Origin of the sequence: Agathobacter ruminis, assembly GCF_002735305.1 — a bacterium.
Taxonomy (GTDB): Bacteria; Bacillota; Clostridia; order Lachnospirales; family Lachnospiraceae; genus Roseburia; species Roseburia ruminis.
In genome coordinates, this window is the sequence record NZ_PDYG01000032.1 from 23,891 (window position 1) to 39,304 (window position 15,414).

Genomic DNA, 15,414 nt, shown 5'->3' on the forward strand with positions numbered 1-15,414 from the left:
ATAATTCTTGCTCTAAATTTCAAAAAAATCAAGCATTATTTTATTTCGCACTAGTACATTCGTCCTATTTTTAGGCATAGTAACCAATTTACACTGCTGTCTTTTATCAATTTTAAACATAACACCGAAGTATGTAAGGACAATGAGCGCAAGAATTGATAATCAACAAACAACAATTCACAAGAATCACAAATAGCTCTGTGTTACAGTGAAGTCATAGAACATCTGACACAAAAAAGGGGGCGTTTTTACACATCCGTTTCGTGTCAGCCAAAATTATTTTTTAGGAGGAAAGAATAATGAAAAGAAAAGTTTTAGCAACTCTCATGTCGACTGTCATGGCTGCTTCACTTTTGTTCACCGGATGCGGCGGAAGTGGTTCCGATACATCCAGCAAAGGAGGCTCCACCGGCGGTGAAGAAGAAATCACCTTTATGTTCTGGGATGACTTAAATGCAACTGAAGATTTAATTTCTCTCGGATACAAGGATGTCATTGAAAGATTCAACAACGACCACAAGGGCAAATATGTTGTAAAGCCGATTACAACAAACCTTGAAGAGTATTATTCAAAATTGAATGCTCTGGTAGCTTCCGAGGATACCCCTGATGTATTCATCGTAAGCCCTGGACCACAGTTAACAGATTATGTAGCACCTGGTGTTGCAGCTCCATTGGATGATTACCTTGCAAAAGACGGTTGGAAAGATACTTTCACCAGTGACGCTGTATTCTCTCAGATGACATATGACGGAAAGATTTATGCAGTTCCTCTTAACACTGCTGCAGCATGTTGCTTCTACAACACCGAAATGTTTGAGAAGGCAGGTGCTAAGGTTCCTACCAACTGGAATGAAATGCTTGATGCATGCGAAAAGTTAAAGGCTGCCGGATATACTCCAATCTCTATTTCAGCAGGAACCGCATGGTGCCTCTCAATGGTTGCCGGATATCTGTGCGAAGCTGAAGGCGTTGACCTTGCAAAACTTGCAGACGGATCTGCTTCATGGGAAGACGGAAAACTTGAAAGCGCAGCAAACAAGCTCTTAGAGCTCTCTAAATACTTCCAGGAGACCGCTTCAGGAGATACCAACGATGTTGCAACCGCAGGCTTCTATAACGAAGAAGCAGCAATCCTGATCCAGGGTTCATGGGCAATCGCTCAGATGAACGGATCAAATCCTGCATTCGAAGACAAGTGTGGTGTATTCCAGTTCCCTGGTGTTGACCGCATCATTGCAAAGTCTGACTCCCTTTGCCTGAGCTCAACCTCAAAGCATCCGGAAGCAGCAGCAGAATTGATCAAATACTTCACCGATGATGCAGCTCAGAAGTACACTGCAGAAGTTGGTGGAAAGATTCCTGTAACCAAGGTTGAATATGATAAGGATAAGGCTCCTGCACAGCTGGCATATGTAATGGATGTTTTCGCAAATGCAAAGGGAACCTTCGGATTCTACAATGAATCATTACCTACCACCGAGACCGGTTCTCACTTTGATGACACCATGGTAGCTGTATTCCTTGGAGATCTGTCTCCGGCAGATGCTGCAAAGGATATGGAAGAATATTATAAAGAAAACTGTAGAAAATAATTTTTACTTTCTTTTTCAACACCTTTTTAGAGATAGTAGGGGCGCAGGCCTTGCGCCCCTACTATTTTACCCCCCCACAAATATTTTTTGAGGATCGAAATTATGGATAAATTACTTCGAAATAAAAAGGCCATCATCTTGTTTATGGCCCCGGCATTTTTGCTTTTTACATTTGTGCTGTTTATTCCGATTTGCCAGTCAATCTATTACTCTTTCTGTGATTATGACGCTTTGACTCCGGCAAAATTTTCCGGATTGGCAAACTATAAAACTTTACTCGGCGATAAGACACTTCGTATCGCTTTGAAGAACTCATTGTTCTTCCTGATCTATTCATGTGTAACTCAGCTTATTATGGGTCTGTTTCTTGCAGCCCTTCTTACCAATATAAAGCGCGGAAGAAATCTGTTCAAAAATATCATCTATCTTCCATGCGTACTCTCATCTGCAGCACTCGGACTTTTGTGGATGTTCATCTTCAGTCCGAAGCTCGGTGTCAATGTAATCTTGAAAAACATGGGCATTAAGGGACCACTTTGGTTAATGGATACCAAGGGATTTATCATCCTGCCAATGTGGGTCATTGCTTTCGTTGCATTATGGCAATATGTCGGACAGTCCATGATGCTTTATATGGCGCAGATTTCCGGTATCAACCGCTCGCTTTATGAAGCCAGCTATATTGACGGATGCAGCAAGGCAAAGAGTTTCCGCTATATTACACTTCCATTGATTCGTCCAATGGTTGCAACAGCTATGTCATTAAATGCAATCGGTTCTCTGAAGTTCTTTGATTTGATCTTTAATATGACAGAAGGTGGACCAAATCACAAAACCGAAGTACTAGCAACCCACTTATATCAGCAGGGATTTAAATATTTCAAATACGGATACGCCAGCGCCATCGGTGTGCTGCTCCTGGTTCTCTGCCTGATTGTAACCGCATTTATCAACAAAGTTGTAAAAACAGAACAATACGAAATGTAGTCGGAAAGGAGATTATTATGCGAAAATTTCCTGTCGCAAAAATCTTTATTTATATTTTCCTTATATTGATGGCCGTACTTTATCTTGCGCCATTGCTTTGGGTATTTAGTGTATCCTTCAAAACCAATGCCGAAATTTTCAAGACTCCGTTTGCTTTGCCAAAGGCTCCGACCTTTGACAACTTCTCATTTGCATGGACAGCCGGAAAGCTCGGTATTGCAACGTTAAATTCATTTATCGTCTGTGTAATCACACTGATTTTGAGCATGATCGTCGGATCCATGGCTGCATTTGCCATTGCCCGCATGCGCTGGAAGTTTTCCAAGCTTGCGCTTACCTACTTCCTGACCGGTATGATGATCCCGGTTCACTGCGTTATGATCCCGCTCTTTACCCGTTTTGCAAAGATTGGATTGTCAAACAACCTGATTGGACTGGTATTGCCTTATCTGACATTCTCTCTGCCGGTTACCATCTTTATCATGGTCGGTTTCTTCGAGAGTATGCCGGGCGAATTAATTGAAAGCGCTTGTATCGACGGTGCTACCATTTCCGGAATCTTCTTTAAGGTTTGTCTGCCGCTTGGCAAAACCGGATTATTTGTTACCGGTCTTATGACCTTCATCGCAAACTGGAACGAACTGCTCCTTGCGATGGTATTTATCTCCGATGAGAACAAAAAAACCCTTCCGGTTTCTTTGTCCAAATTCGTCGGACCTTACAACACAAACTATTCTCAGATGTTTGCGGCAATCATTATCGCAATCATCCCTACAATTATTGTATATTGTGCATTCTCCAACCAGATTGTCGATGGTTTAACGGCCGGCGCAGTAAAAGGTTAATGTACGAATTATAGTTATTCAGGAGACAATCATGACACAAGAGAAAAAACCTCTCATTACGCACATTTTTACTGCGGATCCTTCTGCGCATGTGTTTAATGATAAGATTTATATTTACCCGAGTCATGACATTCCTCACGATGGGGAAGACAATGACAACGGGGACGAGTATCTCATGGAAGATTACCATGTATTCTCAATGGATGGTCCCGGCAGCGATGTCGTTGACCACGGGGAAGTCCTCCACGAGTCACAGGTACCTTGGGTGAGCAAGCAAATGTGGGCTCCGGATGTCGTTTGTAAAAACGGTATCTATCATCTGGTATTTCCTGCCAGAGATAAAGATGGCAATTTCCGCCTCGGAATTGCCAGCAGTCAGACCCCTGACGGTCCCTTCCTCCCGCAGCCAAATTACATTCCCGGAAGCTTCAGCATTGATCCTTGCTCGTTTATTGATGATGACGACACTGTTTATATCTACTTCGGTGGATTATGGGGTGGTCAGCTCGAAAAATACCGCACCGGTGAATTCCTTCCCGACGGAACAGAACCGGAAAAGGATGAACCGGCTGTCTGCCCTAAGTGTGGCATCATGAATGATGAAATGACAGCATTTGCCAAAGCACCGCAGGATATCGTCATCCTCGACGAGAACGGCAATCCACTCCTCGCCGGAGATGAAGAGCGACGCTACTTCGAAGGCCCATGGATGCACAAGCATAACGGAAAATATTATTTTTCTTATTCTACCGGTACAACACATTATATTGTATATGCAATCTCTGACAATCCTCTCGGACCATTCACTTATCAGGGACGCATCCTTGAACCGGTCATCGGATGGACCACACATCATTCCATCATCGAATATCATGGCAAGACCTATCTGTTCTACCATGACTGCGAACTATCAGGTGGTATCAACCACCGCCGCAATGTGAAATATTGTGAACTTACATATAATGAAGACGGTACCTTCCAAACCGTCACTCCTTAATCAAAAAAGCAGGACAGGATGCATCGCATCTGTCCTGCTTTTTTGATTCTGGATCCTTTTTCTATATAAAAAGATTTACATTGGACTGTTCCGCGTCTCCGAGATAGGTTCCGACGCCACCGATTTCCACACCGTCAATCAGTTCCTCCGGACGAATGCCCATCACATCCATACTCATCGAACACGCCACCAGTTTCACGCCGTTTTGCATGGCTTTTTGCATCATTTCCTCGAGGGAATCGATTCGCTTGTCCTGCATAACCTTGCGCATCATCCTGGTTCCCATGCCGCCCATATTCATTTTTGACAGCTTCAGCTTGCGGGAGCCTTTCGGCAACATCATGCCAAACATTTTCTCAATCAGTGATTTTTTCAACTTTGGCGACTTCTGTTTGCGCAATGCATTCAGTCCCCAGAAAGTGAAGAACATGGTAACCGGTCTGCCCATCGCCAATGCGCCGTTTGCAATGACAAATGATGCAAGCACCTTGTCGAGATCTCCGTCAAATACCACCATGGTCTTTCCCTGTGGCAAAGCTGCATTTTCCGCATCCACCTTTTGGATGGTCGCCACATAGGCAGTTCCACGCTTTTCATTCGAAATCAGCTGATTGCCGGTGCGCTCGCACCAGGATACAATATCCTTTGCAAATCCCGGATCGGAAGCAGTCACTTCTAGACATTCTCCGGCGTTTAATTCCTTCATATTGCGGAACACTTCCATAATCGGTCCCGGGCACTGCAATCCGCTGCAGTTGACTGTAACAGTCTTTGCCGGTGTCTGTGCCGGCTGTACACATCCTTTTTTCAACACCTGAGGCTTTAAGTTTTCATCCGAACCTGCGTGTGTCGAGCGATATAATCTGGCTCCCGCAGGATATACTTTGACATGTTCAAAGCCATGATGTGCCAGAATCCGCGCACTGTTGTATGCGCGCACACCGATTGCACAGAAGATAATATATTTGCGCTGCTTATCCAGTTCTCCAATGCGCTCTCTCAAAACAGACATTGGAATGTTCTTTGCATTCGGAATCGCATAAGCCATCACTTCCGCCTCTTCTCTCACATCGAGAAGGATTGCATCCTTGTCCGTATCCGGCTCATCCCACTGTGCAAAGGTCACATATCCGTTCAATACATTCTCTGCCACATAACCTGCCATATTTACCGGATCCTTCGCAGAAGAATATGGTGGCGCATAGGCCAGTTCCAATTCTGTCAGATCACGCACACCCGCACCCATGCGAATTGCCACACCAAGGGTATCAATCCGTTTGTCGACTCCGTCGCGGCCGACAATCTGTGCACCGTAAATGCGACTTCCATCCATAGAGAAAATCAATTTCAGGACAAGTGGAAGTGCTCCCGGATAATAGCCCGCATGAGAATTCTGTGTCAGAATCACAGTGCGATAATCACGGTCACGCTGCAGGCCGTTGCGATTCAGGCTCTTTTCATTTGCACCTGTTGCGGCTGCTGTCAGATCAAACACTTTCGCCACTGATGAGCCCTGTGTTCCCGCATATCGGGAATCGATTCCTGCAAGATTATCCGCAACAATACGTCCCTGCTTATTCGCAGGTCCGGCAAGAGGTACCATTGTCCGATCCTTAGTGATAAACTCTTCCACCTCAATCACATCTCCGGCCGCATAAATGGACGGATCATTTGTACGCATATGATCATCTACCACGATGCCTCCACGCGCATTGATTTCCAATCCGGCAGACTGTGCAATCGCGCTGTTTGGCCGTACTCCAATCGCAAGAATCACGAGATCCGCCTCTACACGCTTGCCGCTTACAAGCTCTGTCACAATCCGGTTCTCCTCTTCCACAAAGCGGGATACGCCATCGTTCAAGATCAGATTCACGCGGTTCTCGCAAATATTCTCATTTAACAGCAATGCCATCTCATAATCAAGCGGCGCCATGACCTGATCCGCAGCTTCCACCAGTGTTACGGCAAGGCCTGCCTCATGCAGATTCTCTGCCATTTCGAGACCGATGAATCCACCTCCGACCACCACTGCGGATTTTGTATTCTCGTCCTGTACCATTGCGCGGATTTCATCGGTATCCGGAACAGTCCAGAGTGTACGCACCAATGGAGAATCGATTCCGGGGATACGAGGGCGAAGCGGCGATGAACCGGTTGCAATCACGAGATTGTCATATGCTTCATCATAAGCATTGCCATTCTTTTCCACAATATGTACGCGTTTATTGGCACGGTCGATGGATACTACTTCGCTTTCCGTACGAACATCTACCGCAAAACGGGCTTTCATTACTTCTTTTTTGGTTACCAGCAAAGCATCGCGGCTTGCAATTACATCGCTGACATGATATGGGAGTCCACAGTTCGCATAGGAAATATAGGAACCACGCTCCAGCATGATAATTTCTTCATCAGGTTTTAATCTTCTCAGTCGTGCAGCGCAGCTGGCTCCGGCAGCCACTCCACCGACAATTACTGTCTTAGACATCAATATCCTCCTTCATCTGCTGTATGATCATTTGTTTGACACAAATATAACAAACTCAGAGAACTCTGTCTGTGACAATGTCACATAAAAAAAGGCTATCACCTTTCATGTGATAGCCTTTGCCATAATACTCTTCTATAACTGATAAATCTGCCAAATTCCCTGGCCTGTAATTTTCCGATGCGATGCAAGCGCAATCCACGGTTCCATCCCTGTGTAATATAATGATCCGACAATACCGTCGTCAACACAACCGAAACCAAAAGCAAAATCAAAAACATCCATACCGGCTGTCTCAATCCTGTCAGCAATTTATAAAAACCAAAATGCTCTACCAGATCACGGATCGGTCTGTGGATCATGTAAATGGTCATGGTCCTCTGTCCGATTGTCGAAATCACCATCTTCCTCTTCGGCACGAGAAGCATCACTGCCCACGAGAGGAAAAATGCCGCGATCATTACAAAAATACGCAGATAAATTCCCGGGATATCTTTGCCTACCATTGAATACGGCAGATTCTGATAAACCGTCAGCATGGCACGCTTGTGATGCAGCGAAATCCGAATTGCTTCATATCCCATCACCGCCGCAATCGGGAACACCCAGACTGCATTGCGCTTTTGCAAAATTCTTTTGATATGAGTTGCATTTGCAAAATAACCCAGATAAAAATAAACTGCAAAAACAATGATTCTCGACAGACACAAAAAGTCTCCAACCCATTCGACATTACCGGCCAAAAGCGCAAGCAGGACAGACATTCCAAGCACAATCATCGGGTGGATTCTGCGAACCAAAGGAATACTCAAATACCAGATCATGGTTGCAAACAAATACCACGGCGCGCCGCTTTGCTTCAAGAAATCAATCTCTGTTATTTTTTCCTCACCGATTGCAACTGCGACCATGTGATTTAAAATAACAAACAGCAGATAACATTTCAAAAAGAAGAATATTTTTTCCCAATTATAATGTCCATCTTTATAAATATGTTTTGAAAAATAGCCGGTCACAAACACAAAGAGCGGCATATGAAATACGTAAATCAAACGCTTGAATGCAGCAATCTGCATACTGTCTTTCGGTTCAATCGGCAACAAAAAATGCCCCAGCACGACCAGAAAAATCAACAGAGCCTTTAAATTATCAAAATAATAATCTCTTTCCATCTTTTATCCCCATTTGTTTCCAAATATCCGTGTGCATTGCACACAAGATATTACTTTAGTCCCATTTGGAGAAAAATACAAGACAAAAAGAGATTGTTGCAAATTTCATACAATATGTTATGGCCAATTATCGCTTAAATAGCGTGGTCGTTTCAGACATTCCTCATCAAACTGATAATCCGGAGTCACAAACGGATAGGTGATCTCATCCTCATAATACCACGGATCATCTTCATGCTGCAGATTCTTTAATACATGGAACTGCTGCGCCGGCATAAATCCCTGTGCCAGAAGGAACGCCTTTTTCCCATCCTTTTCGCACATATCAGCGACCAAAATCACATGGCCCGGAGCCCCACCCTTGATAAAGATATCGCCAATCTGAATTTCATCCAGGGGAATCGCATCCGATTCATCCACCTGTGACAGTGTGCTCGAATATGCGAATACAATGTTGAGATAGTCCTCAAATGCCTTATCCAGATTCTCCGGCACCTCGGATTCCTTCCAGGTCGGAACATCATCGACAAATTTCACGCGCTTTCCGTTCTTATAACTCTCCCAATCGCACAAAAACCCATCCACAAAATGGAATGCGATTTTGTCTTCCCGTCCGATTGTGCGCAGATATTCGGCGTAAATACGCATCACGGAATCCGCACATTGCTGCAAATTGCGGTCTCCCAAATACATATCAAATACCGCTGCAGCCGAAGCATGCTTGCGCTCCTCACCATCATACAGATGCACCGGTGTCTGATCCGGAAGCATTGCATAATTGCGCAAAAAAGCGCCGAGACTGTCATCCGGTTCCTGGGTTCTCTCATATCCTTCCGGCACCAGAATCCTGCTCTCAAGCGTATCTCCGGATGCATTGATCAGCGTATGGTTTTCCTGCTGCGCGGATTGCTGCGACTGCCTGTATTCACTGTCTTTTGCAATCTGCTGCTCTGCCTCATTTCTCTTATCCAACACCACCATCACGATGATTCCCATAAAAAGGGCCATCATCAACAGTGCAACTGCTCCATTGACTATTTTTTGCCTCATCTTCCATCCTCCTGTCAATCCATTTTATTCTACTTCTTTTCCGGCAAATCTACAACCGTCCAATCGGCCGGCGCTGTTTATTTACTTTCCACATCGGTTCATTTATAATATATAAATAATTTGGATTGATTGGATGAAGGAGGCCACTATGACAATTGATATGAAACAATTCATGGAACTGTTACCGATTATGATTCCGCTGATTGCTATTGAAGCAGGCTTATTGCTGTATGGATTGATTCATGTGCTGACACACAAGAATTACAAATGCGGCAATCGTCTCATCTGGGTGCTTGTCGTATGCCTCTTTTCTATCGTTGGACCGATTCTTTATATTATTCTCGGCAAGGAAGATTCCGCTTCACGCGATGATGATTTTGAATAAGAGAGGCAGATTATGAATATGCTTGAAATCAGACACCTCTCCAAACGCTTCGGAGACAAAGTTGTTTTGGACGACCTCAATCTCGTTGTGGAAGAGGAAAATATCTTTGGTTTCATCGGCCGAAACGGTGCCGGCAAAACCACCACGATGAAAATCATCCTCGGACTGCTGGAAGCAGATTCCGGGGAAGTATATGTATGTGGAGAAAAAGTACAATACGGCTCTGCAAAAACCAACCGTCTCATCGGCTATCTGCCTGATGTGCCGGAGTTTTACGGATATATGAATGCGCGCGAATATCTGCGGCTTTGTGGAGAATTGTCCGGAATGGACAAAGAAGAAATCAAAAGCCGTTCCAAAGAACTGCTCGAAATGGTAGGACTCCTCAAAGAAAAAGGGAAGATCAAAGGCTACTCCCGCGGTATGAAGCAACGCCTGGGAATTGCGCAGGCTTTGATGAAGCATCCAAAACTTTTGATCTGCGATGAACCAACCTCCGCGCTCGATCCGCTCGGACGCAAGGATATCCTTTCGATTCTGTCCAAAGTACAGGATGAAACATCCGTCATTTTTTCAACGCATATCCTCAGCGATGTCGAGAAAATCTGCCGAAATGTCGCCATCCTGGAGAAAGGCAATATTGTCATGCAGGGAAATGTCAATGACATTCGGCTCAGACACACCAGCGGTGACATCTGCATCGTTCCGGAGCGTTTGTCCGATTTGGATGCCATTGCGAATCTGACCGGTGGTGCTGTCGTCGATGACAAAGTCATTGTCCCACCTGCAAACTCCGGTAGTTCCGCAATGTCCGCTGTATTATCAAAATTGGCCGATTCCGGAATCGATCTGCTCAAAATCGAGCAGATGGAGCCTGATCTGGATCAGTTATTCATGGAGGTAATTGGAAAATGACCGAATCAAAAGCCTATCTGAAAAAAGAATGGTTGGAATTCAAGCGCACACATCGTCTGCTCGCCTTTTGCATTCTGTTTGCCGTTTTTGCAATTTTGGGTCCTGCAACTGCCAAGCTGACGCCGTTGCTGCTCGAAGCTTTTCAGGCGGATCTTGAAACGCAGGGAATGCAACTGGTCATTTCCGAGCCGGTCGCAATGGATTCCTATATGCAGTTTTTCAAAAATCTTCCAATCCTGCTGATCATTGTAATCATCCTGTTTTCCGGCAGCTTTACCGGCGAATTCACCAAAGGAACCGGTGTGCTGATGCTGACCAAAGGGCTTTCCAAGCGCAAGATGCTTTTTACCAAATATATCCTCTGGATGCTGACCACGCTCGGCGGAATATTCTTATATCTGGCAATCTTCATGGGCTATACCGCATATTATTTTAAATTAACCAATCTGGGCGGTTTCTTTGCCGCAGCCGGAATCTATTTGATTTACATTTGGTTTTGGCTTAGCCTGCTACTGTTGATGTCCGTCATCATCAAGTCTGCCGGCATTGTCATTTTGGGTATGGGCGCGGTTTATTTTATTCTTTCATTAATCGCAATCATCCCGAATGCGGAGCATTACCTCCCGACAGGTTTGTCACAGGGTGTTGTTTTTGTTGCGGACCCGACGGTCATCAAAGACTTTTTGCCTGCGATTCTCATTACCTGCTGTTTGAATATTGTGCTGATCATTGCCTCTGCCCTGCTCGTTCCGCGAAAAGAAGTATAAACGGACTTCCGTTCACCTTACTTCAATATTCATCCGCTCGTCAATCCTTATCCGCGTACTTTTTGGTGATAACCAGACTATAAATTATCATGATTGCTATGGTTTCAAACATCACGCCAAGAATTGACAACAGGAGTATCGGCGAGTTTTGGCCAGCCAGTATCGGAAGTCCCAGAAGGATAAAAATGATTCCGTAGAATATAAATAATAATCCGGTGGCACGATTATGACCTTTCACATTATTGGCTTTGATTGGCTTCGCATTGGCCCAGAATCCTACTGTTTTCTTCGAAAACATATCTTTTATCCCTATGCCAATAATAAATGCACCGCAAAGTGCCCATATCAAAAAAGCAATCATATTTTTCTCCTCACAAACCTGGATTTATTATAAATCAAATGTTTTCTTCAACGCTATTTCAGTAGGAATAATAGAACCCAAAAGCAAAATTAGCTGTACAATCATGAAACAGATACTTACATTGCCAATGCAATCATCACTGCTTGATGTAAATGGAATCAAGACAATCATCGATGGAATCAGACTGATGAAACCGATTCTAAACCATAATCGCCCGCAATATTCATTGCCGAATTTCCATGTTTCCTCATTTTTCATTGATCTTTTGGTTCGATATCCCATTAGATGATTAATATTTTTGGGATAATGTTTCCACATAAACCAGCCGCATATGATCATCACTGCAGGGATAAAACAGTTCATTATCTCCATAAACCACCAAAACCACATACCTTTTTCCTCCTGGAAATGCTACTCCTCAACCCTTCGAATCCTCGGTTTATTCGTCTTCTCCTGAAGCCATGGCAATGTCGCATTGGCGAAGACGCCCAGCTCTATCATAATCGCAATCAGCAAAATCAAACCTTTGAGAATGATTCTTACTGCAAGGCTGCCCAGGTGATCAACCGGCGCCCAGAAAAGAGCGGTCAAAATGATTACGCCGCCAACTGCCGGTGCCAACGCCACGATATGAATAAATGATAAAATCATATAGAGTATGACAAATGCAATTGCCACTCCATAAGCACCACCCTTACCAATCATTGGCGATAGCTTTTGGTGTATTGGAATTGCCCATATAACTGCAGGTATGATGTTAATCAGCGGAAATTTATAGTTCTTTTCGTATTTTGTTGTTTTGTTTTCTTCGATGATATATTTTGCCATTTTCACTCCAAAATCGGCAAGCAGAGTTGCCTGTCAATCCATGATTTCTGAGGGACATCATGGATTTGATCATCCGATCTATAATTACCGATCAAAAACGGTGATGTCGGGTCGTGTTGCCTGCTAAGCTCCATTACCAGCGTCTGCTCTGCATTGGCATAGCAATAGCGGCACAAATGCTTACAGGTATTGTATGCACCAATATCACAGGATAAATAGCAGGCGCATTCAGCCCGCGCACCTTTCTTTTTCGGTGCAATCAATCGCGCACCTATCGCTTTCTCATAATCGCTCAGCTTCATGCAGCCACTGCAATCTGCACCAAAGGGAGCCAGGTCATCGCCTTCCGCGCAAGGTTTCACCACCATATGGTGCTTCTTTGCAATTGCGATGAGTTCCTTGCCTAAGGAGATTCGATCAGCCGGTGGCACTTCTCTCGCCTCCGGGAAATTCCGCCGTACCTTTGGATACAAATCGATAAAGCTAATCACCGTGGTCCCTGTATATCCGTCCAAAGCCTCTGCGATTTGTGCAAATGCATTGATGTGATAATCCAGTGTGTATTTCTCTGATAATAGAATCGGATCGTACCGCCATCCTATACTGTCCACACCTACCAGATCCGATAAGTGTTGAAAATCTCGAATCAATTGATGCTTATCTTTTACATTCGGCTCAATGTCACGCCCATATGGCGTAATACTAACGAACCAATACTGCCCATAATCCTTGAGCAAATCCATGTATGAAAACATCGGCGCCGGATTTTTGGTGCAAAAACCAATCGCATCCACCACCGATGGGTCCAGTTGATAACGACTCACCTGCTGTTCATTATATGGATTTCGCACACAGACAAAACCTTCTTTTAGCCGGTTTGCAAACCACTCGGCATAAAATCCCGGAATATCCGTACGCTGCCCTGTATTTATAATCATTCCAGTAAAAACCTTTCATTTGATACAACTTCTTCGTACCTAATTATTGCATATGCATCAGATTAAATCTCCGGAAAAATGCTGTATCTCATGCTGGATAATCTGCGCTGTAAAATCCTTATACTTGCCATGTTGCTTTTTGAAATTCTGATCCAGGTAATCCACTTCAATTTCCTGATAGCGCGTACATGGTCTGACTCCATCCAATGACAAACAGCTTTCCTCGGTTTCGTACTTCCCGCTTCTCTTTGTAATCACAGGATTTACCATAGGAAAAATAAACGGGCCGGCCGCCACTACAATAATCTGTTTCTTGACTCCAATCATATTTGCAGCCATTCCCACACATCTATCGCTGTTTGCCTTTAATGTGTCCACTAAATCTATAATCACCTGTTTATCCGCTTCTGTTGCAGGTTCAGATTTTTGCTGTAAAAAGAGCGGATCTCTAACTATCTGCTTTACCATTTAACGCTTCTTTCCTTTCTTGTTCTTCAAGCCTCCATCTGCATGGCTCGTGCGATATTTGCATCGGTCAAAATAAGTATCAAGCCCAGTCCCAATGGAAAAAGTGCGCCTGTAATGCATTTTTGTCATATAGTCCTAAATTCTATGTACGAATCTGTTCTTTGTCTTAGTTTTATTCAACTGTATTAAATAATCGAGCTTTTTTTGACTCGAATCTAACATATTTAATGTTCTGTCCATCTCATCATAATTGATTGATTCTGCTTCCTGATAGTCATAGATCCATTCATCTCTATGATAATCCTGATGAAACTTTTCTATATAATCGTCATAGAAAAGAGTGCTTTCCGTCATATCTGACTTATAATCGTGGACACACGCATAATTCCAAAAGATATCATCTTTTATCTGTCTTGCCGGATTTCCCGCCCAAGTTGAATTATGTGGAATTCTCTTCCCGGAAATCACCGCATGCCCACCAATAATGCTTCCTGAATCTATTTGAGTTCCTTTCAGAATCAAGCAGTCTTGTCCTACCCATACATGATCGCCAATATATATACTTTGCGTTGGGTTAACTCTTTTTCGTGTACTACAATCATATATCAAATGCGGATCAGAATTTCTCATGCAGATTCCCCATGAAAAAACGCCATAATCACCGATATAGCAATGCCTCTGTTCAGACAATATCACTGTCATTTTACAGGTTTGAAAATTATGGATGCCCATGTGGAAAACCGAATCATTATATACCGAAACGGTCAATTTATACTCATGGCGATTTGCACCCAAATAAATAACTGAATTGTCAGCCTTAAAGTCAAGTGAGGATTCTGATAAGGTAACACCTGGCTCGCAGTATAAAATGTTATTGGCTCCATTAAAATTGATTTTAGAGTTTTTGAGGTTCGGAAACTCTCCCAAAATCTGATTGCCGTCCGCTAATTCTTGTATGTGATTTGTAAAAAACATAGATGACCTCCAATACATTTTTCAATCTGTTTTTTGAGCAGTAATATGTCTAATAGTGATTTGATACTACTGCTTTGTCCTCTCATCAAATACAATATGTTCGACACCATGATGCTCTGCTTGAAGATATTGCTTCATAAAAGTTGGGTAGGTTCTGTACTCATCGAGTGCATCCTCTGCGGTCTCGCCCATATGAACTGCCCCACCGATAGAATAGTAATAATCTTCTTTTTCATTTCCGGCGAATAACACATATCCATCCTCCACGATAATTGCCGCGGCACGATAACGAAACCACTTGTTGTCGTTGGTAAAACCGCAATTATATTCTTTTATTTCCCTGTTGTTCATAAAACTACTGTCTCCTAAAATGTCAAGACTCGCTCGCAAAGTGAGATTCTAATGATTTACCCTTTAATTTTATACTACCGGTGTCCCCACCTCAATCAGATTCCCATCCAAATCATAAAACCGTACAACTTTCTGCCCCCAGCTGTGAGTCATGAGCTTGTTGACATACTTCACATTTGGACAGCACGCTTCAAGCTTTTCTACGAAGCCTTCGATGTCCCGTTCTTCGAATTCAAGTCTCGCTCGCGAGACTTGGCGCGAGATTTGCGTCAGCGTAGCTGACATATTT

The 15,414-nt window shown here is 43.7% G+C and carries 17 protein-coding genes and 1 pseudogene; 7 read left to right on the forward strand and 11 right to left on the reverse strand.

Annotated features, from left to right (window positions below; translation table 11 throughout):
- Positions 1-299: 299 nt before the first annotated feature.
- From CSX02_RS06690 to CSX02_RS06705, 4 genes are all read left to right on the forward strand, one after another.
- Positions 300-1,595, forward strand: a complete 1,296-nt coding sequence (locus CSX02_RS06690) for an ABC transporter substrate-binding protein (RefSeq protein WP_099386092.1) — start codon at positions 300-302, stop codon at positions 1,593-1,595.
- A gap of 102 nt (positions 1,596-1,697) precedes the next feature.
- Positions 1,698-2,582 carry a carbohydrate ABC transporter permease gene (locus CSX02_RS06695; protein WP_031544347.1) on the forward strand — a complete coding sequence of 295 codons (885 nt, stop codon included), beginning with the start codon at positions 1,698-1,700 and terminating at the stop codon, positions 2,580-2,582.
- Positions 2,583-2,599: 17 nt separating this feature from the next.
- Entirely contained in the window at positions 2,600-3,427 is an 828-nt protein-coding gene (locus tag CSX02_RS06700) for a carbohydrate ABC transporter permease (RefSeq protein ID WP_031544345.1), read from the forward strand.
- Between the two features lie 31 nt (positions 3,428-3,458).
- The gene (locus CSX02_RS06705) at positions 3,459-4,424 is read left to right on the forward strand and encodes a glycoside hydrolase family 43 protein (protein WP_099386093.1); all 966 of its coding nucleotides are present in this window, start codon (positions 3,459-3,461) and stop codon (positions 4,422-4,424) included.
- 61 nt (positions 4,425-4,485) lie between these two features.
- Here the strand turns inward: CSX02_RS06705 and CSX02_RS06710 are convergent, their stop codons facing one another.
- From CSX02_RS06710 to CSX02_RS06720, 3 genes are all read right to left on the reverse strand, one after another.
- A complete protein-coding gene (locus tag CSX02_RS06710) occupies positions 4,486-6,915 on the reverse strand; it encodes an FAD-dependent oxidoreductase (protein ID WP_099386094.1) in 2,430 nt (809 codons plus the stop codon).
- Between the two features lie 98 nt (positions 6,916-7,013).
- Entirely contained in the window at positions 7,014-8,087 is a 1,074-nt protein-coding gene (locus tag CSX02_RS06715) for an acyltransferase family protein (RefSeq protein ID WP_099386095.1), read from the reverse strand.
- A gap of 117 nt (positions 8,088-8,204) precedes the next feature.
- Positions 8,205-9,137 carry a DUF4846 domain-containing protein gene (locus tag CSX02_RS06720; protein ID WP_099386096.1) on the reverse strand — a complete coding sequence of 311 codons (933 nt, stop codon included), beginning with the start codon at positions 9,135-9,137 and terminating at the stop codon, positions 8,205-8,207.
- A gap of 148 nt (positions 9,138-9,285) precedes the next feature.
- Here CSX02_RS06720 and CSX02_RS06725 point away from each other — a divergent pair, with 148 nt between their 5' ends.
- From CSX02_RS06725 to CSX02_RS06735, 3 genes are read left to right on the forward strand one after another with little or no spacing between them, the layout of a single operon-like run.
- Positions 9,286-9,522 carry a PLD nuclease N-terminal domain-containing protein gene (locus CSX02_RS06725; protein ID WP_242970430.1) on the forward strand — a complete coding sequence of 79 codons (237 nt, stop codon included), beginning with the start codon at positions 9,286-9,288 and terminating at the stop codon, positions 9,520-9,522.
- A gap of 12 nt (positions 9,523-9,534) precedes the next feature.
- Positions 9,535-10,437: an ABC transporter ATP-binding protein gene (locus CSX02_RS06730; RefSeq protein ID WP_099386097.1), complete on the forward strand. Its 903-nt coding sequence runs from the start codon at positions 9,535-9,537 to the stop codon at positions 10,435-10,437.
- Positions 10,434-11,204 carry an ABC transporter permease subunit gene (locus CSX02_RS06735; protein WP_099386098.1) on the forward strand — a complete coding sequence of 257 codons (771 nt, stop codon included), beginning with the start codon at positions 10,434-10,436 and terminating at the stop codon, positions 11,202-11,204. The genes CSX02_RS06730 and CSX02_RS06735 overlap by 4 nt, the downstream gene beginning before the upstream one ends.
- Positions 11,205-11,244: 40 nt before the next feature.
- Here the strand turns inward: CSX02_RS06735 and CSX02_RS06740 are convergent, their stop codons facing one another.
- The 8 genes and pseudogenes from CSX02_RS06740 to CSX02_RS06775 all read right to left on the reverse strand — a co-directional run.
- Complete coding sequence (locus CSX02_RS06740; protein WP_099386099.1) at positions 11,245-11,565, reverse strand: hypothetical protein; 321 nt, start codon at positions 11,563-11,565, stop codon at positions 11,245-11,247.
- A gap of 27 nt (positions 11,566-11,592) precedes the next feature.
- Positions 11,593-11,955 (reverse strand): SdpI family protein, encoded by a 363-nt coding sequence (locus CSX02_RS14110; RefSeq protein ID WP_099386100.1) that lies wholly within the window; start codon positions 11,953-11,955, stop codon positions 11,593-11,595.
- Between the two features lie 21 nt (positions 11,956-11,976).
- Positions 11,977-12,393, reverse strand: a complete 417-nt coding sequence (locus tag CSX02_RS06750) for a hypothetical protein (RefSeq protein WP_099386101.1) — start codon at positions 12,391-12,393, stop codon at positions 11,977-11,979.
- A 2-nt stretch (positions 12,394-12,395) separates the two neighbouring features.
- Entirely contained in the window at positions 12,396-13,331 is a 936-nt protein-coding gene (locus CSX02_RS06755) for a DUF1848 domain-containing protein (protein ID WP_099386102.1), read from the reverse strand.
- A gap of 57 nt (positions 13,332-13,388) precedes the next feature.
- Positions 13,389-13,799: a peptide deformylase gene (locus CSX02_RS06760; RefSeq protein ID WP_099386103.1), complete on the reverse strand. Its 411-nt coding sequence runs from the start codon at positions 13,797-13,799 to the stop codon at positions 13,389-13,391.
- Positions 13,800-13,934: 135 nt separating this feature from the next.
- Positions 13,935-14,774 (reverse strand): acyltransferase, encoded by an 840-nt coding sequence (locus CSX02_RS06765; RefSeq protein ID WP_189281398.1) that lies wholly within the window; start codon positions 14,772-14,774, stop codon positions 13,935-13,937.
- Between the two features lie 66 nt (positions 14,775-14,840).
- Positions 14,841-15,125 carry an NUDIX hydrolase gene (locus CSX02_RS06770; protein WP_099386105.1) on the reverse strand — a complete coding sequence of 95 codons (285 nt, stop codon included), beginning with the start codon at positions 15,123-15,125 and terminating at the stop codon, positions 14,841-14,843.
- A gap of 69 nt (positions 15,126-15,194) precedes the next feature.
- Positions 15,195-15,414, reverse strand: a pseudogene (locus tag CSX02_RS06775) (hypothetical protein); the annotation flags it as partial.

What these genes read in the sequence shown, in the direction of transcription:
- CSX02_RS06690 (WP_099386092.1), top strand. Translation starts at nt 300, where the DNA reads ATGAAAAGAAAAGTTTTAGCAACTCTCATGTCGACTGTCATGGCTGCT.
- CSX02_RS06695 (WP_031544347.1), top strand. Translation starts at nt 1,698, where the DNA reads ATGGATAAATTACTTCGAAATAAAAAGGCCATCATCTTGTTTATGGCC.
- CSX02_RS06700 (WP_031544345.1), top strand. Translation starts at nt 2,600, where the DNA reads ATGCGAAAATTTCCTGTCGCAAAAATCTTTATTTATATTTTCCTTATA.
- CSX02_RS06705 (WP_099386093.1), top strand. Translation starts at nt 3,459, where the DNA reads ATGACACAAGAGAAAAAACCTCTCATTACGCACATTTTTACTGCGGAT.
- CSX02_RS06710 (WP_099386094.1), bottom strand. Translation starts at nt 6,915, where the DNA reads ATGTCTAAGACAGTAATTGTCGGTGGAGTGGCTGCCGGAGCCAGCTGC.
- CSX02_RS06715 (WP_099386095.1), bottom strand. Translation starts at nt 8,087, where the DNA reads ATGGAAAGAGATTATTATTTTGATAATTTAAAGGCTCTGTTGATTTTT.
- CSX02_RS06720 (WP_099386096.1), bottom strand. Translation starts at nt 9,137, where the DNA reads ATGAGGCAAAAAATAGTCAATGGAGCAGTTGCACTGTTGATGATGGCC.
- CSX02_RS06725 (WP_242970430.1), top strand. Translation starts at nt 9,286, where the DNA reads ATGACAATTGATATGAAACAATTCATGGAACTGTTACCGATTATGATT.
- CSX02_RS06730 (WP_099386097.1), top strand. Translation starts at nt 9,535, where the DNA reads ATGAATATGCTTGAAATCAGACACCTCTCCAAACGCTTCGGAGACAAA.
- CSX02_RS06735 (WP_099386098.1), top strand. Translation starts at nt 10,434, where the DNA reads ATGACCGAATCAAAAGCCTATCTGAAAAAAGAATGGTTGGAATTCAAG.
- CSX02_RS06740 (WP_099386099.1), bottom strand. Translation starts at nt 11,565, where the DNA reads ATGATTGCTTTTTTGATATGGGCACTTTGCGGTGCATTTATTATTGGC.
- CSX02_RS14110 (WP_099386100.1), bottom strand. Translation starts at nt 11,955, where the DNA reads ATGTGGTTTTGGTGGTTTATGGAGATAATGAACTGTTTTATCCCTGCA.
- CSX02_RS06750 (WP_099386101.1), bottom strand. Translation starts at nt 12,393, where the DNA reads ATGGCAAAATATATCATCGAAGAAAACAAAACAACAAAATACGAAAAG.
- CSX02_RS06755 (WP_099386102.1), bottom strand. Translation starts at nt 13,331, where the DNA reads ATGATTATAAATACAGGGCAGCGTACGGATATTCCGGGATTTTATGCC.
- CSX02_RS06760 (WP_099386103.1), bottom strand. Translation starts at nt 13,799, where the DNA reads ATGGTAAAGCAGATAGTTAGAGATCCGCTCTTTTTACAGCAAAAATCT.
- CSX02_RS06765 (WP_189281398.1), bottom strand. Translation starts at nt 14,774, where the DNA reads ATGTTTTTTACAAATCACATACAAGAATTAGCGGACGGCAATCAGATT.
- CSX02_RS06770 (WP_099386105.1), bottom strand. Translation starts at nt 15,125, where the DNA reads ATGAACAACAGGGAAATAAAAGAATATAATTGCGGTTTTACCAACGAC.